The organism is Sphingobacteriales bacterium, from assembly GCA_016711285.1.
Lineage (GTDB): Bacteria > Bacteroidota > Bacteroidia > Chitinophagales > UBA2359 > JADJTG01.
Genome location: JADJTG010000010.1, coordinates 124805 through 145669, shown reverse-complemented (window position 1 = coordinate 145669; position 20865 = coordinate 124805). Strand labels below are relative to the sequence as shown.

The following is a 20865-nucleotide window of genomic DNA, read 5'->3' as shown; positions in this document are numbered from 1 at the left end:
GGTATTATAATTCAAAAATCGCTATTCCTCTTCGCCGGCATCACTATCTTCCTGTGCCAGCTGACGCTGCAATTCGTTCATCATAATCCAATCTTTTGCTTCAGAAAGCGTAGGGGTTATCTCCAATATCGTATTCAACTGCGATATTTGTATCAAACGACGAACATTATCATTCAAACCAGTAAGCACCAAACTGCCGTTAGCGTTGTTGCAAGTACGATGTCCCACCAAAATAGCACTCAAACCCGACGAGTCCACAAACTCCACATTGCGCAAATCCAAAATAATATTAGAAATGCCTTCGTTGCACAAAAGCACCAATTCTGTTTTTAAATCCGGTGCTGCCAATGTATCCAATTTAGCATCTAATACTTCAAATATAGTATAGCTTTCGCGTTTATCCAATGAAAATTTCATAATAAAAATTATTTTAATTTTGGGCAAAAGTAAATAATTAACGCCTTTTATAAAAAATAATTTACAATTTTTGATAGATTAGCCGTATTTTTTCGTTGATATAAAGGCACAGACAAATTATTGACTGCTGACAAAAAGACAGTTTGCTTTGTTTTTTTGTCACTTTTTTTGCCTCAAAAAAGTTTTTTATAACAAAATAGTCAGATAAATACTATTTGGCGTATTTTTCGTTTGTATATTTGTAATTATGGAAGCTAAATTTTCTCAAAAAGTAAAAGATGTTTTCTCTTTCAGTAGAGAAGAAGCTAAAAGGCTCGGTCACGATTTTATCGGTGTAGAGCATTTTCTGTTGGGCATCATACGCGAGGGCAACAGCTTTGGCGTACAGGTGTTGCAGGCAATGGAAGTAGATTTGGAACAGCTAAGAAAAAATTTGGATAATGCCGTCAGCAAAGGCATTGCCCATTATACCGACCCTGTGAATATTCCACTCACCCGCCAGGCACAACAATCGTTGAAAACTGCAGTATTGGAAGCTAAAGATTTCAAAACCGATGTTATCGGTACAGAACATCTTTTGTTGGCAATTTTGAAAATAAAAGATAATGTAGCCGCTCAAATACTGGAACAATTAGATGTGGACTATGAAATGTTTAAAACAGAGTTACGTTTTATGCTCAATGATGTAAAAGGCGAATTGCCGGGCGGCTCTGATGATTCGTATGACGAAGGCATGGGAAAAGGTTTTGGAAATGCCGGCGCGCGCAGTGGCAAGCAAGGCACAAAATCAAAAACCCCCGTACTCGACAATTTCGGACGAGATATTACACACCTCGCCGAAGAGGGAAAACTTGATCCCATCGTAGGGCGCGAAACCGAAATTGAGCGTGTATCTCAGATTTTGAGCCGCCGCAAAAAAAACAACCCTATCCTTATCGGCGAACCCGGCGTAGGAAAAACCGCCATCGTAGAAGGATTGGCATTGCGCATTTTTGAACGGCGCGTGTCGCGTGTGTTGTTCGACAAACGCATCGTGATGCTGGATTTGGCTGCTTTGGTAGCCGGCACCAAATATCGCGGTCAGTTTGAAGAACGCATCAAAGCCATTATGAACGAATTGGAAAAAGACCGCAGTGTTATTTTGTTTATCGACGAAATACACACCATCGTAGGTGCGGGCGGTGCTACCGGCTCTTTAGATGCCTCCAATATCTTTAAACCCGCTTTGGCACGCGGCGAATTGCAGGTAATCGGTGCATCTACTTTAGATGAATATCGCCAATATATAGAAAAAGACGGCGCATTAGACCGCCGCTTCCAAAAAGTAATGGTAGATCCGCCTACGGTAGAAGAAACTTACAGCATTCTCAACAACATCAAAAGCAAATACGAAGAGTATCACAACGTGCAATACGATGATGCTGCCATCAAAGCCTGCGTGCAGTTGAGCAACCGCTACATCACCGATCGGTTTTTGCCCGACAAAGCCATTGACGTATTGGACGAAGTAGGAGCGCGTGTGCATTTGAAAAACATTCGTGTACCCGAAAATATTGTATCGCTGGAACAACAAATTGAAGACATTAAAGAAGAAAAACTCAAAGTGGTAAAAAGTCAGGATTATGAAAAGGCTGCCAGTTTGAGAGATACCGAAAAAAATCTTCAAAATGAATTGGATACCGCCAAGCGCGACTGGGAAGAGGAATCTCGCACCCGCCGCTATCCTGTAGGCGAAGAGGATATTGCCGAAGTGGTAGCCATGATGACTGGCATTCCGGTGCGCCGTGTGGCACAAAGCGAAAGTACCAAATTGCTCAGTATGGCTGACGATTTGAAAAAAGTTGTCATCGGGCAAGATGAAGCCGTTGTCAAAATCACCAAAGCCATTTTGCGCAACCGCGTAGGACTGAAAGACCCCAGAAAGCCCATCGGCTCTTTTATCTTTTTGGGTCCTACCGGTGTAGGAAAAACCGAACTCGCAAAAGCTCTGGCACGTTATTTATTTGACAGCGAAAGTGCCCTCATTCGGATTGATATGAGCGAATATATGGAAAAATTTTCCATTTCGCGCCTCATCGGTGCGCCTCCGGGCTATGTGGGCTACGAAGAAGGCGGGCAGCTTACCGAAAAAGTGCGCCGCAAACCCTACTCGGTTATTTTGCTCGACGAAATAGAAAAAGCACACCCCGATGTGTATAATATTTTATTGCAAGTATTAGATGACGGACAACTTACTGATGGTTTGGGCAGAAAAATAGATTTTAAAAATACCCTCATCATTATGACTTCCAATATCGGAGTGCGCCAATTAAAAGATTTCGGTACAGGTGTCGGTTTTCAGACTTCCTCCCGCGAAGAATCCGCCGAAAACAACGCCAAAGGAGTAATTGCCCAAGCCCTGCGCCGCACTTTTGCACCTGAGTTTCTGAACCGTATTGATGATGTGGTTACTTTCAATGCTTTGGGCAAAGAAGAAATTTTAAAAATCATTGATATTGCCCTGCAAGATATTTATACGAGAGTGGCAAGAATCGGCTATACCCTGCGCCTCAGCGAACAGGCAAAGGTGTTTTTGGCAGACAAAGGCTACGACCCGCAATTTGGTGCACGTCCTTTGCACCGCGCCATTCAAAAGTACATAGAAGACCCGCTCGCCGAAGAAATTTTAGCCGTAAAACTCAAAAGCGGCGATGAAATTTTGGTAGATTTAGATGCAGAAGGCAAAATCAGCATTGAAGTATTAAGCAACGAAGCGGCTCCTACTAATCAATAGAATTGTTATGATATAAGTAATATTATTAAAATCCCCTGAAAGTTGTCTCTGAAACTTTTAGGGGATTTTGTTTTTTTATCTGAAAAAAAATATGATAATTTTAAATCATTGTTTTAATAATATAATTTTTTAAATTTTTTATTGATTAAAATATGTTTATTATCAATGCTTTGTGAGTTTAAAAACCACAATCGCCAATTCAATCAATTTTTATTCACCTACAAAATAATATATGCCTAAAGGAATTTTTCATGTACCCACTCCTGCCAATGAGCCGGTAAAAAGCTATGCCGCAGGCTCTCCTGAGCGTACCCTGCTCAAAGAAGCTCTTCGCAATGCCAAATCCAAACAAGAAGATTTGCCACTGATTATTGACGGCAAAGCCATACGCACCCACGATGTGCGTACCCTGCACCCACCGCACGAGCGCGCTCATACACTGGCACAATATCACTACGGCGACTCCTCGCATGTAGAAGCCGCCATACAAGCCGCCCTGCGTGCCAAAGCCGATTGGGAAAATATGCCCTGGGAGCATCGCGCCGCTATTTTTCTTAAAGCCGCCGAACTCCTCGCCACCAAATACCGCTACGCCATCAACGCCGCCACTATGCTCGGGCAAAGCAAAAATGCTTATCAAGCCGAAATAGACGCAGCCTGTGAACTCATTGATTTTCTGCGTTTTAATGTGGCATATATGCAACACATTTACAACGAACAACCGATTTCTTCGGCAGGTGTGTGGAATCGTTTGGAATACCGCCCTTTGGAGGGTTTTGTACTGGCGGTTACACCTTTTAATTTTACTGCCATTGCCGGAAATTTGCCTTCTTCGCCCGCACTGATGGGCAATACCGTAGTGTGGAAACCCGCCGAAACGCAAGTGTTGTCGGCGCACGTCATTATGCAGGTATTTGAAGAAGCCGGTTTGCCTGCCGGTGTCATTAATTTGGTACAGGCGGCGGGCAGCACCATCGGAAATACCGTTTTCAAGCACCGCGATTTTGCAGGTTTGCACTTCACCGGCTCTACGGGTACTTTCAATTATATGTGGAAAACCGTAGGTGAAAATATCGCCAACTACCGCAGCTATCCGCGTTTGGTAGGCGAAACGGGCGGAAAAGATTTTGTGCTGGCGCACCCTTCTGCCTTGCCCGAAGTAGTGGTAACGGCACTGTCGCGCGGCGCATTTGAATATCAGGGACAAAAATGTTCGGCGGCTTCGCGGGCTTATATTCCTTCCAATATATGGAAAAGTGTAGAAAAAGGGCTGAAAAACGACCTTGCTTCTTTTAAAATGGGCACAGTGGAGGATTTCAGTAATTTTGTAAATGCCGTTATTGACGAAAAATCTTTTAACAGCATCACTGCATATATTGAAAAAGCCAAAAAAGACCCGAATGTGGAAATTCTTATTGGCGGCTCTTATAGCAAAGAGCAGGGCTATTTTATTGAACCTACCGTTTTGCTCACCACCGACCCGAATTATACAACGATGTGTGAAGAAATTTTTGGTCCGGTACTCACCATTTATGTATATAAACCCAAAGATTACGACAAAGTATTAGACTTAATAGACAATACTTCGCCGTATGCCCTCACCGGAGCCATCATTTCCCAAGATCGTGCCGCTATTGTAGAAGCCACTCAACGTTTGCGCCACGCAGCTGGTAATTTTTACATCAACGACAAACCCACCGGAGCCGTTGTAGGACAGCAGCCTTTCGGCGGTGCGCGTGCTTCGGGTACTAACGACAAAGCCGGTTCTTTGCTCAATTTGCTGCGCTGGACTTCGGCACGCGCCATCAAAGAAACCTTTGTGCCGCCTACCGACTACCGCTATCCGTTTTTAGGTTGAGAAAACGCGAATACAAAGACAGTAAAATACAGGAAATAAAAATACCCATAGCCAAAAATATTTTAATATCCGGCTATGGGTATTTTTTATTTAAACCACCGAAAACACACCTTGGCGGGCATCGCCGAGCCAAAATTGTTTCCTTTTTATACTCGCAAAAACAAATACTTTTTAAATCTTTAACACTTGCCCACTACGCAATATTGAAAAAAATAGGTTTATTTTGGAGGATAATGATAATTTTTTCATTTTTTAAACAAAAAACTACACTGATTTATGAAAAATGTACTCCTCTTTTGTTGCCTGCTCCTGCTCAGTTTTTGCAGCCAGCCCCTCACCGCCCAACGCCTTAAAATGGACACCCTCCGAGTGGAGCAAATTTATAACGATACGGCTTACCAGCGATACATACCTTGCACGGGCTATTTTGGACACAACAACACGACAGCCTGCTGCGCTACTACGCCCAAGAAGCCGACTATATTTTTGAAACCGACAGCACCGAAGACATCATTAACCTGCAAACACCACAGGGCATTTTTGCCTTCGTTACCAAAAGCCTCTCCAAAAGCCTCAAAGGAGACCTCAAAGCGGGCAATGTGGAGCTCATTATGCAAGCCGCCGATGCCACACCCTATTATGATGCCCAAACAAGAAATTATGTGGGAAAAGTACCCATAAAAGAAAGATGGTCGCATGAGTGCTATGATTGGAAATGGGAAAAAGCAGTAGCAAGTCCCGAGAGCAAAGGAATGAAATACAAAACTATTTTTTTTGCAAAAAAAATGGAGGGAATAGACAAGGCTTTTCGTACTACTAATGCTATATTAATGAAGCCAATTTTTGCATTTAGCATGATAGAAAGGGGACATATCATTCTAACAAGAGAAATAACCAATGCACCCAAAATTATTTTTATCCCACAAAGAAATATTAGTATAGAAGCTACTTTAAAATGTACTCAAGAGGCAAGACGAATTTTTACCACCGAACAAGATTTATATACCTATTTAGGAACTTTGAAAGGAAGATAATGACATTCATATTGTTCTTTTTAGGACTGAAGTTTTTACTGATTTATGAAAAACGTACCATTAATTAGCTCCCTATGGATTTGCCGCTTTACAACGATGCTGTGTTGTTTATTCTTTTTTGCCAACACACAGGCACAGCGCGACCCCGATGCAATGCCTACACAAGGAGAAGTAATTCATATTTGCGACAAACAAACGCAACTACAAGCAGCACAAGCCATTGATGATTATGCCGAATTAATAGTAGAAGCTACGGTGATTGCAGAAAGTGATACCCTTTATCTGCCTGCACAAAACCACGATCCCTACTATCACACACAGGCACCCTACTTGCTCCAAACCCTCAAAGTACACCGCCTATTTAAAGGAAAACTCCACAGCGACACCCTCCAAATTATTACTTACTCTACCATTAGAGCAAAAAAGTATCAAAAATTTAAGGGAATGAAAGACTCTCTGGAAATGAGGGGTGGAGTTTATCACCCTGATGGTAGTAAAAAAGGCGAGAGCGGTATTTTTATGATAAAAAGTATTGATAAAAACGAAGCAGCCCTGCAAGCCTTTGCCTCCAAAAAAGATAAAAGAATTACTGCACACACCTTGTTTTTGCCCACCTATTTTATTTACAAAAATTATAATGGATCTTTATATGATGATAAAAAACGTATTCATTTAGATTATTGTGGCAATGAATTGAATTATTCATCAACTAAATTAATTAATTTCAATATTGGTAACTTCTTCTATGTTTTTCCGAATATAAAAACTCTATATACGAGTTTAGGGCGAAAATTGAAAAAAACAACAGTGGTATATGAAAACATGAATTTCGACAAAATTAAAAAAAAAGAAGATGCGGTAGAAAAAAGCATTAATTTCCCCTTTCCACCGACAAAACAGTTGTAGCCGCAGGCACACACCTTGACAGGCATCGCCGAGCAAAAATTATTTCTTTTTTATACCTTCAAAAACAAATACTTTTTAAATCTTTAACACTTGCCCACTACGCAATATTGAAAAAAATAGGTTTATTTTGGAGGATAATGATAATTTTTTCATTTTTTAAACAAAAAACTACACTGATTTATGAAAAATGTACTCCTCTTTTGTTGCCTACTCCTGCTCAGTTTTTGCAGCCAGCCCCTCACCGCCCAACGCCTTAAAAAAGACACCCTCCGAGTGGAGCAAATTTATAACGATACGGCTTACCAGCGTTATATACCCTATATAGAAAGCGAAAAATGGACAGCAGCCCACGACAGCCTCTTACAATACTACGCCCAAGAAGCCGACTATATTTTTGAAACCGACAGCACCGAAGATATTATTAACCTACAAACGCCACAGGGTATTTTTGCCTTCGTTACCAAAAGCCTCTCCAAAAGCCTCAAAGGAGACCTCAAAGCGGGCAATGTGGAATTGTTGATGAATGTGGAATCTGCTAGAGAATACTATGATTACCAAACAAGAAATTATGTCGGAAAAACTCAGGAAGACCCAATGGTTTTTGACCATTGCAATAATTGGGAATGGGAAAAAAATGCCGTAGCAATGCTTGAAACCAAAGGAAGGAAGCATAAAACTATTGTTTTTGCAAAAGATGTGACAAAAACTATTCCATACAAAGGCAACAATACTACAAATAAACGATTACTAAAGCCTATCTTTTTTAAAGGAACAGTCCAGCGTCCTTTTATAAAAGTGCTTAATCTTGATAAAAAAAATGGAATTCTTTATGTGCCTTTGGAGCATTATAGAATGGAGGTAACTGTAAAATGTTATAGAACAGGAGTTAAATTTTTTACAAGCAGAGACAATTTTTATAGATATTTGGAACAATTAGAAGGTATTAAAATCAAAAATCTAAAAGCAGAAAAAAAAAGTCCTGTTTCAGAAAAAAGAGGAGTAGATCCTTCGATTAGCTATATAAGCCCCAGTCATTTAACATCAGGCACTTATGATTATCAAAATAACACAACCGCAAAAAATAGAATAATCATACATGGCTCTAATTTTGGAACAACAAAGGGGTTTCTTAGCTTTATCAATGCAAATAAGTCTAACGGATTCTTAATAAGTCCCTTCCCTTATGATATACCTGCTTCGCATATCTTAGAATGGCATGATGATAAAATAGTTGCTAATATACCCAATAAATATATTACTTTTGATCCTATAGAAGAGATGAATATAGGCGTTACCCCGGGAACGGGTAATTTTGTGGTCAGAACAGCATCTGGTGGTATAGATGAAGATTTTATTTATATAGATTATGCTACATTGGCAGAAAATACAGAAACCTACCCTGGATATAAAAATAGATATACTTTACCTATCAAATAAAAGTACAAGAAGATTTAATAACCAAATACCCCTCTATAAAAACTTGTATTGAATCTGCTCTTAATAAATGGAGTGCTATAACAGGTATGCAATGGCAATTTGCACCTAATACTACGCTGTCCGCAACAGAGATTAAAAATACTTCTGACAACTTTTCTTATATATTTTTATCTGACGATATTTCTGGTATTATGGGAACCACTATAGAAAATAATGCTTGTGTGGGACTTAAAAATACTACTACTACCCGTTTTTTATACAAGTATCATCTTCTTACACTTCTCAAGACGTTTATTTAGACTGTAGTGAAAACATTAATGTTCCAATGGAAGCTTATGGAAAAATAGATATTTACGAAACTCTTTTGCATGAATTGGGTCATGCAAATCTTTTAGACCACTCCCATTCATCTATAGTAGAAAATGGTGAAAATGTTTTTGATGGGAGCAAAAATATTATGTATTTTGAACATAAGTATCTAAATAGCATCACCCCTCGCCGTATCAACCTTTTAGAGTACGATATAGACGGCGCACAAGATGTGGGCAGTTTTAGTGCGGCGGCTACCATACCCACCACTTGCTCGGTCTTGGCAGATATAAGCATCAAAGATTGCCCCGCCGATAATGGCAGCGAGCCTAATTTAGCTTGCGACCCCAACCCCGATTATATATGGGAAAGCCCCGATATATGGGCTTGTAAAGGCAGCGACCCCTGCTCCGAAAATACCTTGGCGGGCATCGCCGAGCAAAGCGACCACACCATAAAAGTGCGCCTACACAATACAGGCTGCGCCGATGCGCCCGCTGCCTTTGGTAATTTGGAACTGTATTGGACACTACAACGCAGCGGCGAAACTTGGAATAAACACTGGATAAACAGCCTCAGCAACCAACAAAGCGGCCACCCTTTAGGCGGACAAATAGGCGCGCAAAGCACTGCAAGCATTAGCGAGGGTGGCTCTGCCATTCATAATTTTCTTTGGCAGAGTGCCGATATTCCGGTATATAGCGACTACACTTTCGCACTCAACAATATTCCGAGCAGCACACAGCCCATTCCCGTTATTTGCCTTTTGGCGCGGCTTTCTTCGCCTAACAACGACCCTATGTACGACGAAAAGTTGGATATAGATGTAGGCGAAAATGTATATAAAAACAACAATATCGCCACTGATAATTTTACATTTATTGATATGGTGGGTAAAAACGAAAGTGACGTGTATGTGATGTTGGCACAAAATATTTTAAATCAAAATGCGCAGCTCAATTTGCAAATACGCCCTGTGAGCAGTAGCGGCAACAATGGAATTTCCTTTTCGTCCATTGGCGAAATAGAATTATACAGCAACAATGCACTCTGGCAAAAATTTCAGAACGCTAATTTTGCCGGAAGTGGTTTTATCAAAAATACACTCAAAAAAATATTGCGCATTACAGGAATCAACGGAGCAAGCATCAATAATTTAGCTTTTACTGCCAACGAGTGGAAACCGATGGGATTGCGATTTGTAGTTAAGAATCCGGCACTTATTACTCAAGAAATGACCTTTGATTTCTTTGTAAATCACAAAGCTACCTACACCCAAAACGGCACACAGCGCACACAAGAAAGCAGTGGAGGGGGTATTTTTAGAGTAAAACTATATCCTTCGGGTGCAGGAGCAAGAATAGATGCCGATAAAAATAATATAACACTGACCACTATTCCCAACCCTGCCAACGAAACAGTGAGTATTTTTATAGACCTTCCTCACCAAAGCGTATGGAACAAAGCCGCAGTATATGACATCACAGGAAAACAAATAGCTACACCGCTCAATGGCGACTACTTGGAAGAAGGCGTGCACGAAGTATCACTCAACACTGCCGCTTGGAGCGAAGGTATTTATATTTTCCGATTTGAAAATCAGGGAAAAGTGCTGTATCAAAAAATTGTAGTGCGGCACTAAGGAACTTAAAAAAGCGTGCCACCAGAAAGCACAACCACGTATCGCCCGTAAAATTGTGTTTACGGGCGATATTTTTTAGTGTCAGATGGCAAAAAAAACTAATTTTGCCTTTTTGCAAGTAAAATGAAAGATGAAGGAATTTTTGTTTTTTTTATAAAAAAAACGACACTTTTGTTATGTCTCGCTACTATCACCTTGCAGGCGCAAGATGTAAAAAAGATATTGCAAGACGGAAATAAATTGTTTGAAGCAGGAGCTTATTACGATGCTATTCCTTTTTACAGGGAAGTGTTGATGTATGATAATTCGTTGGAAGCCAAAGAAAAATTGGCACAAAGCTACCGCTTGGTGAATGATTTGGCAAATGCAGCTTACTGGTACGACCTCGTTATTCCTGTGAAGCCGCAGGAGCGTATCTACGAATTTCAGTATGCGCAAGTGCTGCACGCATTGGGCAACTACAGCGAAGCCGCCAAATGGTATAGCCGCTATGCCGATATAGAGCCGCGCAGCCGCGAGTTGGCAGATGCCTGCCTGAATATCAATCGTTTTCGCGCTGATGAGCATAAATTCAACATGATCCCTTTTTCGCTCAATACTGCCAATGACGAATTGGGTGCGATATTTTTCAAAAACGGGGTCTTGTTTTCATCGTCCGGCGATTTAAAAAACCGCAGCAAGGCTTTTGATGCGAAGCGTTTTTTAGAAGTATATTTTGCCAAAAACTTTGACGGCGGCGTTTTTTCAATGCCTCAAAAACAAAAAGGTATCAATAGTGCCCTGCACGATGGTCCTGTGTCGGTAAGCGGCAGCGAGCAACTGCTGTGGATCACACGCAATACCGAAAACAAAGCGGGCAAAATGCAGGAAAAGGCGCGTTTTAAAGTATTTTCGGCGCAAAGTTCGGGCGACCATGCTTGGAAAAATTTGCAGCCTTTCAAAGAAAACAACCCGCAATATTCAGTGATGCATGCCGCTACTTCGCCCGATGGCACTAAAATATTTTTTGTATCCGACCGTCCGGGCGGCTATGGCGGCAAAGATATATATGTGGTATATAGAGCAGGAGAGGTGTGGAGCGAAGCGCAGAATTTGGGTCCGCAGGTAAATACCATCGGCGATGAATTATTTCCTTTTTACCACAGTAGCGGCGAGTTGTATTTTGCTTCCAACGGACACGCCGGAATGGGCGGTTTCGACATTTACGTCACGCGCCGCCCCGAAAAAGATTGGCAAAAACCTCAGAATGCAGGTGCCCCGCTCAACTCTTCGGCAGATGATTTGAGCATCGCCTGGGACAACCAACTCAATACAGCGTTGGTGGCATCGCGCCGCGAAGGAGGCAAAGGAGCTTTGGATTTGTACCTCATTAGCCGCAAAGAACCCCTGAAAAATTTGCCGCAAGCCCCTGTCAATAATAATGAAATATTAGCATTGAATACCAAAAACGAAAAAGATGTATTGCTCAATACAACATTGAATCTGAAAAAAATAGAATTTGAATTTAAACAAAGCAAACCTTTGAATATCAGCTTTGCGGAATTGGATAAAGTAAGTAATTATCTGCAAAAACACCCGCAAGAAAAACTACTCATAGAGTCGCACACCGATGCACGCGGCGATGCGGTGAGCAATTTGGTGCTTTCGCAGGAGCGCGTGGCGATAATCAAAGATTATTTATTGACAAAAGGTATTGAAAATCAGCGTATTAAAGCAGTAGGATTAGGCGCAACGGTATTATTAAATAAATGCAAAGAAGGCGTAGATTGCAGCGAAAAAGAACACGCCGTAAATGATAGGGTGATTTTTAAAATAGAAAACCCCGATAAATCTTCTATCCCTTCAATACCGACACAACAAGACGACAAAAACAAGAAAACGAAAAAAGAAAGTGTTAAAACAAAAGATAAAAAACCCTCTGAACTGACTGCCAAAGAACAACAAAAAGAAATAGAAAAGCGTAAAAAAGAAGTAGAAAAAGCGCGCGAAAAGCAAGCCAAAGAAGCTAAAAAGCAGCAGGAAGCGGCGTTGAAAGCGAAAAAAGAAGAGCGTGAAAAACAAGCAAAAGATAGAAAAACCGAGCAAGGACAAAAAGAATTGCTCAAAAAACAGGCAGAAACGGAAGTAATTCCTACGGTGGCTACTACCGCCAAGGAGCAAGGCTTCACATTTCGGGTAAATGTGGGTGCTTACAAAAGCATTGATGCCAAATTGAGCGAAAAAGTAGAAAAATTAGGCATTACCCCAAAAATAACACAGAGCAAAGAAGGCGAAACAATCCATATCGGTATGTTTGGCAGCATTTACGATGCCGAACAGGTGCAGAAGTATTTTGATAAAAACGGCTACAAAACAGATATTGAAGTATTTGTAGATGGACAAGCTACCAAAATGCGCGTAAAAGATTTGAAAAAACAGGGAATTTATTAAAAAAATAAGACAATGCACAACAAAACAACCTCTTCACACCCTCAAAATGCTTTGCTGCTCCCAATTTTTGGAGTGGGGCTTTTGGCAGTTGTATTGTCTTTGGCAAGTCATTATCAGTGGTTAGTAATAGACCCCGCTGGGGTGGCACTCACACGCTGGGCTGCCCTGCTGCTGCTGTGCTGGTATGCTTTTCGCAAAGGCAGCCTCACCACCTGGATTTTAGTGAGTATGCTGGTAGGTGCTGAGGTAGGTTACGATTTTCCGCAGTTTGCCGTACATCTCAAAGTAGTGAGTAAGGTGTTTTTGCGCCTCATCAAAACCATCATAGCACCGTTGCTTTTTGGCACGTTGGTGGTGGGCATTGCCGGACACTCCAACCTCAAACAAGTGGGGCGTATGGGCTGGAAATCTATTGTTTATTTTGAAGCCATCACCACCATCGCTCTTTTTATCGGGTTAGCTGCCATTAATATCAGCAAAGCGGGCGTGGGCATACAACTACCGCCCACTGGCGAAACCGAAAAAATAGAAGTTCCCAAACAAAACTGGGAAGATGTTATTTTGCACATTTTTCCCGAAAATATTTCCAAATCTATTTTTGAAGGACAGGTGCTGCAAATTGTAATATTCAGCATATTATTTGGTATCGGCTTGGCAATGGTACACGGCAAGCATCGCCAAACGATGCTGGAATTTACCGAAAGTTTGTCGGAAGTGATGTTCAAATTTACCCAAATTATTATGCAGTTTGCACCTTTTGCGGTGGGTAGTGCCATTGCTTATACGGTGGGGCACATGGGTTTGGGCATTTTAGTCAATTTATTTAAACTACTGGCAACGCTGTATGTAGCACTTGCCGTATTTTTGTTGGGCGTATTGTTGCCGGTGGCATTGCTGGCGCGTGTGCCGATATTGCGTTTTATCCGCCAAATCAGCGAAGCCGTTACACTGGCATTTGCTACCACCAGTTCAGAGGCGGCACTGCCCAAAGCGATGAAAGCAATGGAAGAATTCGGTGTTCCGCGAAAAATTGTTTCTTTTGTGATGCCGATGGGATATTCCTTCAATTTAGACGGCACTACGCTTTATTTGTCGTTGGCGAGTATTTTTGTGGCACAGGCGGCGGGCATACATTTGAGTTGGGGGCAGCAGCTACTCATCGTATTTACGCTGATGCTCACGAGCAAAGGCGTTGCCGGTGTGCCGCGTGCTTCTTTGGTAATATTAATGGGAACGGCAGTATCGTTTGGTTTGCCTGTAGAGCCTATTTTTATTATTTTGGGAATAGATGAATTGATGGATATGGCGCGTACATCAGTAAATGTAGTGGGTAATTGTTTGGCAACCACCGTAGTAGCGCGCTGGGAAGGCGAAGCAAACTGGGACACAAAAGGGTAAAACAGTACCGAATTTCAGAGTATTTGCTGTGTGTTAATAAATAGCTAAAAATTCTTTATAGCAAATACATTCCATAATATTTATTAAATTTGTTGAAATTTTTTTATTTAACAAATCATTGTGTTTTTATAAATAATACATAATTATTTGTTTATGAGGAATATTGTAAATATTGCTTAAATATTTTGTTGAATAATCTTCGCTTTGTTTTATAATATTATTTATTTTATCTATCATACAATTATTTAATATTTAATTTTTTACCAAAAAATGAATCTAAAATTTTTATCCTTACTTTGGATACTGCTGATACCTTTTTACAGTCAGGCACAATGGTCAAAATGTGCCGCACACCAGAAGGTACAAAGCAATCCGGCACTTCAACAGGCTTTTGACAAAACCTTTGAGCAGGCGCGTACTATGGCAGCCTCCGACCTCAGTAAAGGCAGCGGACAGGTGTATCAAATTCCGGTAGTGGTACATATCGTGTATAATACGGCAGCCGAAAATTTGTCAGATGAATTGGTACAATCTCAGATAGATGTATTAAATGAGGCATTTCGCCGCCAAAACGCCGACACTTCCAATACCCGCGATGTTTTTAAAAGCCGCGCCGCCGATGCCCAATTAGAGTTTTATCTGGCAGAAACTGACCCGCAAGGCAATCCTACTACGGGTATTACACGCACACAAACAGAAGTACAAAGTTTTTTAGGCGACAGTTTTGATATCAATGCTATTTTGGAGGCTTTTACGGAATGTGGAGTAGATCCGCTTCAGGTTATTGGAGGCGGCACGCTCACACCGGAGCAAGAAGAATGCTTAAATAACGCCCTCGCCGGAATGGGCGGCAGCGACCCATCTGCTGCTTTAGATGGTGTAAAATTTACTGCCAACGGTGGTATCGATGCTTGGGATACTAAAGAATATCTCAATATTTGGGTGTGTAATTTAGCGATTGACCTCTTCGGTCAGCAAACACCTGCGGTTTTAGGGTTTGCTTATCCGCCTACTATTGCCCCCAACTGGCCAGAAGGTACTATTCCTGCCAATGTTGAACAAGTTGATGGAGTAGTTATTCACTATCAGGCTTTCGGAAAAGATAACCCTAATGCCGGACCCATTGCTGCTACCAACTCCGAAGGACGCACCTGCGTGCACGAAGTAGGGCATTATTTTGGTTTGCGTCACATTTGGGGCGATGGCGATTGCACCGCCGATGATGGTATCGAAGATACACCCGATGCCGATGCACAGTCGGAGTCGGATTGTGACTTCTCGAAAAATACCTGCGACCAAACCGACCCCATCAGCAGCACCAATTTGCCTGATATGGTAGAAAATTACATGGATTATTCTTCCGAACCCTGCCAAAATATGTTTACTGCCGAGCAAGTAGGATTAATGCGCTCTATGGCAGAACTCGCCCGCCCCGAATTGTGGAACAATGGCAGTGCAAATCCATTGGTAGCTGATTTTGTTGCCAATAAAAATTTGGTGGTTCTCGACGAAATCATTCAGTTTACGAGCAACATCAGCAGTGGCGACAACGGCAGTGTTACATACAATTGGAATTTTGGTGACGGACAGAGCAGCAACCTTGCCAATCCTGCACACGCTTACAGTACCGAAGGCACTTATACCGTAATGCTTACCCTCAACAACGGCAGCGATGAAATCAGTGTCAATAAAACCAATTATATCACCGTACTCAAAGAAACTGTGGGCATAGAAAATATTGAACAACAAATTACATTGTTCCCCAATCCGAGCCACGGAAAAGTACAGGTAATTTTACCTACGGCAGCCACAAACTGGACAGCACAAATATTCAGTATAGAAGGAAAATCTTTGCAAGTGCCGGTACAGCAGAGCGATAATACACTTACTTTTTATATAGCTGCAAGCGGAATATACAACTTGCGCTTAAATAATGATAAAGCAACAATATGGAAGCAATTTGTAGTGCAATAAGTGTGCTGCAATAATATATTTCTTATTGAGCTATACAAAAAAAGCCCTCGTGTATAAAGTACACGAGGGCTTTTTTTATGACATATAAAATTTTATCCTGTAAAATATTTTGATGTTGAAAAGAATTGTTTTCAACATCTTTGTAAAACAATAAAAACAAGAGAATAAATATTTTATACAAAAAAATACAGCACATTAAAAACCAATATGTTGTAAAAATGCGGAGAAAGAGGGATTCTTGATAACGAGACAACTCATTGATTATAATACACTTCTTGCCGCACTGCCGCACTATCTATGTTATTTTTTATTATTTAAATTTATAGTGTTAAAAGCAACAGTCATCGCATCTATCGCCTGCTGTTTGTGCTTTAAATTCTCCTGAGCCTGCTCCAATTCTCGGGTCAAGTGTTCGACATCTTTCGTGAGATCCTTTATTTGGCTCAAATATTTACGCGTGATATAATCTGCATTATTCACATTATAAATTGCGTTATCCTCCGAAACCATATTACTCGCTGATGGTGCTCTATTCCCGCCAGAATAATGCTGATAGATGTCCGTCAGTAAGTCGTAATTAAAAAGTTCGGAAAGCCGAAGTATTTCGTAAATACTCACATTGCCTTCGCTAAGAATTCTATTTGTAAATGTAGGCTTGCAGATACGCAACTCCGTTGCTACTCTCTCTTGAGTCAGCCCAGCCCCACGCCTCATGGTGAAGATATTAAAAATTAATTCCCCGACAAAGGATACATCACACGCGAATTTTCTTTTATTCTTCATAAAAACATTTTTTGTCAAAAGTAAAAAATATTTTCATATAAAGGATTAATTATTAAAATTTTATAAAATTATAATTTATTTATAAAGGGTACTGATTAAGAATGTATGCTGGTGATTTTTGCAAAAAGTTGTCATATTGACAACCCAAAAGGGCAAAACCAACTTAAATTAGTATGTCTGAAATACTGGTTCAAGTGGTTTGCCCTCATTGTGAGGATACAAATGTAAAAAAAATGGCAAAAAAGCCAATCGTACTCAAAATTTCTATTGTTATAAGTGCAAAAAACAATTTCAATTTGCCTACAAATACAAAGGAGCAGATCCTCGTATTAAACGGCAGGTTCGCTGTATGACCTTCAATGGCAGTGGTATCAGAGATATTCAAAGGGTCTGTAGAATAAGCATCGCGGGCATCTTATTGATCTTGCGCAAGTGGTTCAGACAAATAGAAGAGCCTATTGTTCAAGGACATTTTAAGAAGGTCCAAATTGATGAAATGTGGACTTTTGTCAAACATCGCAAACAAGGCAAACGCTGGCTTTGGTATGCTTATGACGCAGATTCTGGTCAAATTTTAGCTTTTACATCGGAAAACGCAATAATTCGGCTTGCAAAGCTCTGATGAGAAAACTTGCTCATTTACAAATTGATTCCTACCGAACCGATGATTGGAAGTCTTATAAAAAGTACATTGCTCCTCAAAAGCATATTATCGCAAAGGCTAAAACTACCCATATTGAAAGGCGCAACCGAGATTTCAGAACACATTTAAAAAGGCTCTGTCGCCAAACCGTTTGCTTTTCTAAGAAAGATGATATGCACTACGGTATCATTAAAACTTATATCTTTCTTAGAAACAAGTTCCGTACCCCTCTTAATATTCAGCATACATTTTAAATCACTACCTTATAAAGAAATATCGCAAAAAAGTGTTTGTATTTTGTAAATAAATAATAATAAAATATAAAATTTTAACACAATGACAAACAATTTAGCTACAATCCTTGACTAAAAAGGCTATCACGCCCAACGCCTCACTTGCCCAACCTATAAAAAAATAGGTATCAACTGCCGACAACTCCAGTGATACATTCGCAATGAAGCACAACCTACGCTTCCAGAGATTATTAATCTATGCAAGCTCTTAAATATCTCGTTTAACGAATTATTTAATATATTGGAACAGGAAAAAAGCGCGATGAAGCTATGAATTTCAGAAAAGAAACCCCTGTCGAAAATTTATGAGAATTTGACGGCAAAACAACATTGATAATCAATGTGTTATAAAAAACGGAGAGAGGGGGATTCGAACCCCCGATACGCTTGTGACGTATACACACTTTCCAGGCGTGCTCCTTAAACCACTCGGACATCTCTCCTGATTTACACACATACAACAAGTCCTTTTTTAGAAAAAACTATTGTAGTAAATACGGGCTGCAAAGTTGATGAATTATATTCAATATTCAAAGCAAAATTGATAAATTTCCGCAATAAAAAAACGCACCATTATACAAATGGTGCGTTTTTTATTTTATTTAGCTTATTTTTTATTTAGGATTTCTGCCATTACCCCGAAAACTGCCGCTATTATTATTGTTGTTGGAAGGGCGAGAAGAAGGGGTGTTTCTGCTGCCGCCATCATATTTGTTGTCGGGTGTACTAAAACGGTTGTTATTGCTACGCTCGCGTTTTTCTTCCTTTTTAGGAGAAGATTCTTCTTTGCGCTCGCGTTTTTCTTCTCTGCGCTCTTGTTTTCGGTCATATTTACCTTTGTCATCGTTGCGTTCTTCGCGCTCTATGCGTTGCGGCTGGCGGTTGCTATTGTCATTATCATCATCACTGCGATTGATGCCTTCATTGCTGCGGATAATGTTGGTATTGCCACGCTCGTAACGGCTATCGTTGTTGTCGTCTGTACGCGCCGGACGGTTGTAGTCGTTGGTATTGGCAGGAGTTGTTGTTGGTACATTTTGTTGTGGTTGGCGCACACTGCCGTTGTTGCTGTTCTCGTTGTTGCGAGGCTGCTCATTGCTGCGGATAATATTGGTATTGCCACGCTCGTAGCGGCTATCGTTGTTGTCGTCTGTACGCGCCGGACGGTTGTAGTCGTTGGTATTGGCAGGTGTTGTTGTTGGCACATTTTGTTGTGGTTGGCGCACGCTGCCGTTGTTGCTGTTGTTATTTTGAGGCAGTGAGCCGCTACCGGTGTTGGCAGGCAATACAATACGGTTCGGTTTTACTTCGCTGTTAGTATCTGTTTTGCCACTGTTGGGGCGTTCTTGGTTAGCGGGAACAATAGCCGAAGGCACACGTCCACCGCCATTGATACCATTGTTGGCATTTTGAATACTTCCGCCGCCTGCGGGATTTTGTACAGATATACCGCCGAAATCACCACTTTCGTTGCTGCTTCTGCCGCTGCCGCGTGGTCCGTAGTAAATACCGCTATGTTGGTCGTTTTCGTGGTTGTAGTCGTTATAATTGTTGTAATACGGATTGTTATAGTAGCTATAATACGGGTTGTTATAGTAGCTGTCCCAATAACCATTGTAATAGCCGTTCATATAAGTATTGCTGTAAAAAGAAGAATATCCCCAACCATAGCCCCACTGATTAGCGGAGCAAGTCCAGTTCCAGGGATTATTCCAACCCCAACTGTATGTGGGCGAGCCATACCAACTTGCCCAGGGGTCGTAGCTGTTCCAGCAATGATTATGAGAGCGGCGCGGAAAAGGCTGCCAGTAACTATTCCAGCCCCAATTATTGTAAGCCCAAGAAGGCGTATAATAAATGGTTACGTTCCACGCAAAGGGGTCATAATCATACCAATAGCGATTGGTGTAGTAGGAGTCCCAATAGGATTGTGAATAAGGACGGTGAAAGCGGCGAATACGAGATGAATAGTAATAATCATATTCATCATTGTTGTAGTAATTATTGTTGATATAAGTATCACCGTCTTTTTCGTAGCTTTCGGTGACATCGGCATTATTATCAGTACCGCCGTTATTGTCCTGATAAGTAGCTCCGCCATCTTTTTGATGGCTATGTTTTTCTTGAGTAGTGCTGTAATACGGATAATATAAATCATCGTATTGTGCTTGCAACGCAACATTATGAAGCAAAGCGGCAGCGCATAGAAACAAAATATATTTTTTCATTTTGCTCGTTTTTTTATTTATTGAAAAGTAGGATAAAACTGTATATATAAGACGTAAACCATATTAAAATAGTTTAAACGGCTTAATTTTTTAACATTTATGTCTTAATTCTGCTAAAATACAGAATAATCTTTAGTGCTTTTCAGCTTCTTTTGGGAGTTCTTTACCTTCTGCCAAAACAGCCACAATTTTTTCTAATTCATACTCATCGCCTTCTACATAGCCGTTGTGTTCGTAGGCTATATTGCCTTTTTTGTCTATCACCAACGTATAAGGCACTGATTGGAAATTGAGGGCGCGTTTGAGTTCTTCATTTGTATCCAATAATACGGTATAATCCCAACCCTGACCATTTACATAAGGTTTTATTTTGGCTGTATTGCGCTGGTCGTCTATGCTCACGGCAACGATTTCCACATTATATTTATCGCGCCACTCATCGTATAAGTTGGATAAATTGCTCAGTTCTTTTTTACAAGGCGAGCACCAAGTAGCCCAAAAACTAAATATGGTAATTTGTTCTTTTTTTCCGTAGGCTGCCACACCGACTTTTTCGCCGTTGATGTCATTTAAGGTTACTTCAGGCAATGATTTTTGAGCCATAGCCGTTCCGCTGAGTAATAAGGCAGAGAATAAGGTGAGAATTGTTTTTTTCATTGAAAATAAATAAAAAATATGAGAGAAAAATAAAACAAATAGACTATTAAAATTTGGATTTGTTTAAAGAGGTATGTATTAAA

The 20865-nt window shown here is 40.7% G+C and carries 14 protein-coding genes, 1 tRNA gene and 1 pseudogene; 11 read left to right on the top strand and 5 right to left on the bottom strand.

The features are described 5' to 3' along the window. Positions 1 to 21: 21 nt before the first annotated feature. Positions 22 to 417 (bottom strand): STAS domain-containing protein, encoded by a 396-nt coding sequence (locus tag IPL35_06360; protein MBK8443044.1) that lies wholly within the window; start codon positions 415 to 417, stop codon positions 22 to 24. A 247-nt stretch (positions 418 to 664) separates the two neighbouring features. On the opposite strand from IPL35_06360, the gene IPL35_06355 reads away from it, so the two are divergent. The 9 genes from IPL35_06355 to IPL35_06315 all read left to right on the top strand — a co-directional run bounded on the left by IPL35_06355 (position 665) and on the right by IPL35_06315 (position 16178). Beyond that, the gene (locus IPL35_06355; GenBank protein MBK8443043.1) at positions 665 to 3190 is read left to right on the top strand and encodes an ATP-dependent Clp protease ATP-binding subunit; all 2526 of its coding nucleotides are present in this window, start codon (positions 665 to 667) and stop codon (positions 3188 to 3190) included. Between the two features lie 232 nt (positions 3191 to 3422). Next, a complete protein-coding gene (gene pruA, locus IPL35_06350; GenBank protein ID MBK8443042.1) occupies positions 3423 to 5048 on the top strand; it encodes an L-glutamate gamma-semialdehyde dehydrogenase in 1626 nt (541 codons plus the stop codon). A gap of 413 nt (positions 5049 to 5461) precedes the next feature. Further along, positions 5462 to 6082 (top strand): hypothetical protein, encoded by a 621-nt coding sequence (locus IPL35_06345; GenBank protein MBK8443041.1) that lies wholly within the window; start codon positions 5462 to 5464, stop codon positions 6080 to 6082. Between the two features lie 45 nt (positions 6083 to 6127). Further along, complete coding sequence (locus IPL35_06340) at positions 6128 to 6988, top strand: hypothetical protein (protein ID MBK8443040.1); 861 nt, start codon at positions 6128 to 6130, stop codon at positions 6986 to 6988. 273 nt (positions 6989 to 7261) lie between these two features. Next, a complete protein-coding gene (locus IPL35_06335) occupies positions 7262 to 8425 on the top strand; it encodes a hypothetical protein (protein MBK8443039.1) in 1164 nt (387 codons plus the stop codon). Positions 8426 to 8750: 325 nt separating this feature from the next. After that, positions 8751 to 10376 carry a T9SS type A sorting domain-containing protein gene (locus IPL35_06330; GenBank protein ID MBK8443038.1) on the top strand — a complete coding sequence of 542 codons (1626 nt, stop codon included), beginning with the start codon at positions 8751 to 8753 and terminating at the stop codon, positions 10374 to 10376. 171 nt (positions 10377 to 10547) lie between these two features. Then, positions 10548 to 12806, top strand: coding sequence for an OmpA family protein (locus tag IPL35_06325; protein ID MBK8443037.1), 2259 nt, complete (start codon positions 10548 to 10550; stop codon positions 12804 to 12806). A 12-nt stretch (positions 12807 to 12818) separates the two neighbouring features. Then, the gene (locus IPL35_06320) at positions 12819 to 14204 is read left to right on the top strand and encodes a dicarboxylate/amino acid:cation symporter (GenBank protein MBK8443036.1); all 1386 of its coding nucleotides are present in this window, start codon (positions 12819 to 12821) and stop codon (positions 14202 to 14204) included. A 270-nt stretch (positions 14205 to 14474) separates the two neighbouring features. Continuing rightward, on the top strand, positions 14475 to 16178 hold the full coding sequence (locus IPL35_06315; protein ID MBK8443035.1) for a PKD domain-containing protein: 1704 nt from the start codon (positions 14475 to 14477) through the stop codon (positions 16176 to 16178). A gap of 300 nt (positions 16179 to 16478) precedes the next feature. Here IPL35_06315 and IPL35_06310 read toward each other — a convergent pair whose 3' ends face one another. After that, on the bottom strand, positions 16479 to 16979 hold the full coding sequence (locus IPL35_06310; GenBank protein MBK8443034.1) for a hypothetical protein: 501 nt from the start codon (positions 16977 to 16979) through the stop codon (positions 16479 to 16481). Between the two features lie 202 nt (positions 16980 to 17181). Here IPL35_06310 and IPL35_06305 point away from each other — a divergent pair. Both IPL35_06305 and IPL35_06300 read left to right on the top strand, forming a co-directional pair. Next, a pseudogene (locus IPL35_06305) lies at positions 17182 to 17583 on the top strand (IS1 family transposase). Beyond that, positions 17583 to 17858, top strand: a complete 276-nt coding sequence (locus IPL35_06300) for a hypothetical protein (protein MBK8443033.1) — start codon at positions 17583 to 17585, stop codon at positions 17856 to 17858. Before IPL35_06305 ends, IPL35_06300 begins: the two are co-directional and overlap by 1 nt. A 394-nt stretch (positions 17859 to 18252) precedes the next feature. Here IPL35_06300 and IPL35_06295 read toward each other — a convergent pair. The 3 genes from IPL35_06295 to IPL35_06285 form a co-directional block, all read right to left on the bottom strand. Then, positions 18253 to 18340, bottom strand: a tRNA-Ser gene (locus IPL35_06295). Between the two features lie 171 nt (positions 18341 to 18511). After that, the gene (locus IPL35_06290) at positions 18512 to 20125 is read right to left on the bottom strand and encodes a hypothetical protein (protein ID MBK8443032.1); all 1614 of its coding nucleotides are present in this window, start codon (positions 20123 to 20125) and stop codon (positions 18512 to 18514) included. Between the two features lie 132 nt (positions 20126 to 20257). Then, positions 20258 to 20782 (bottom strand): TlpA family protein disulfide reductase, encoded by a 525-nt coding sequence (locus tag IPL35_06285; protein MBK8443031.1) that lies wholly within the window; start codon positions 20780 to 20782, stop codon positions 20258 to 20260. Positions 20783 to 20865: the final 83 nt, after the last annotated feature.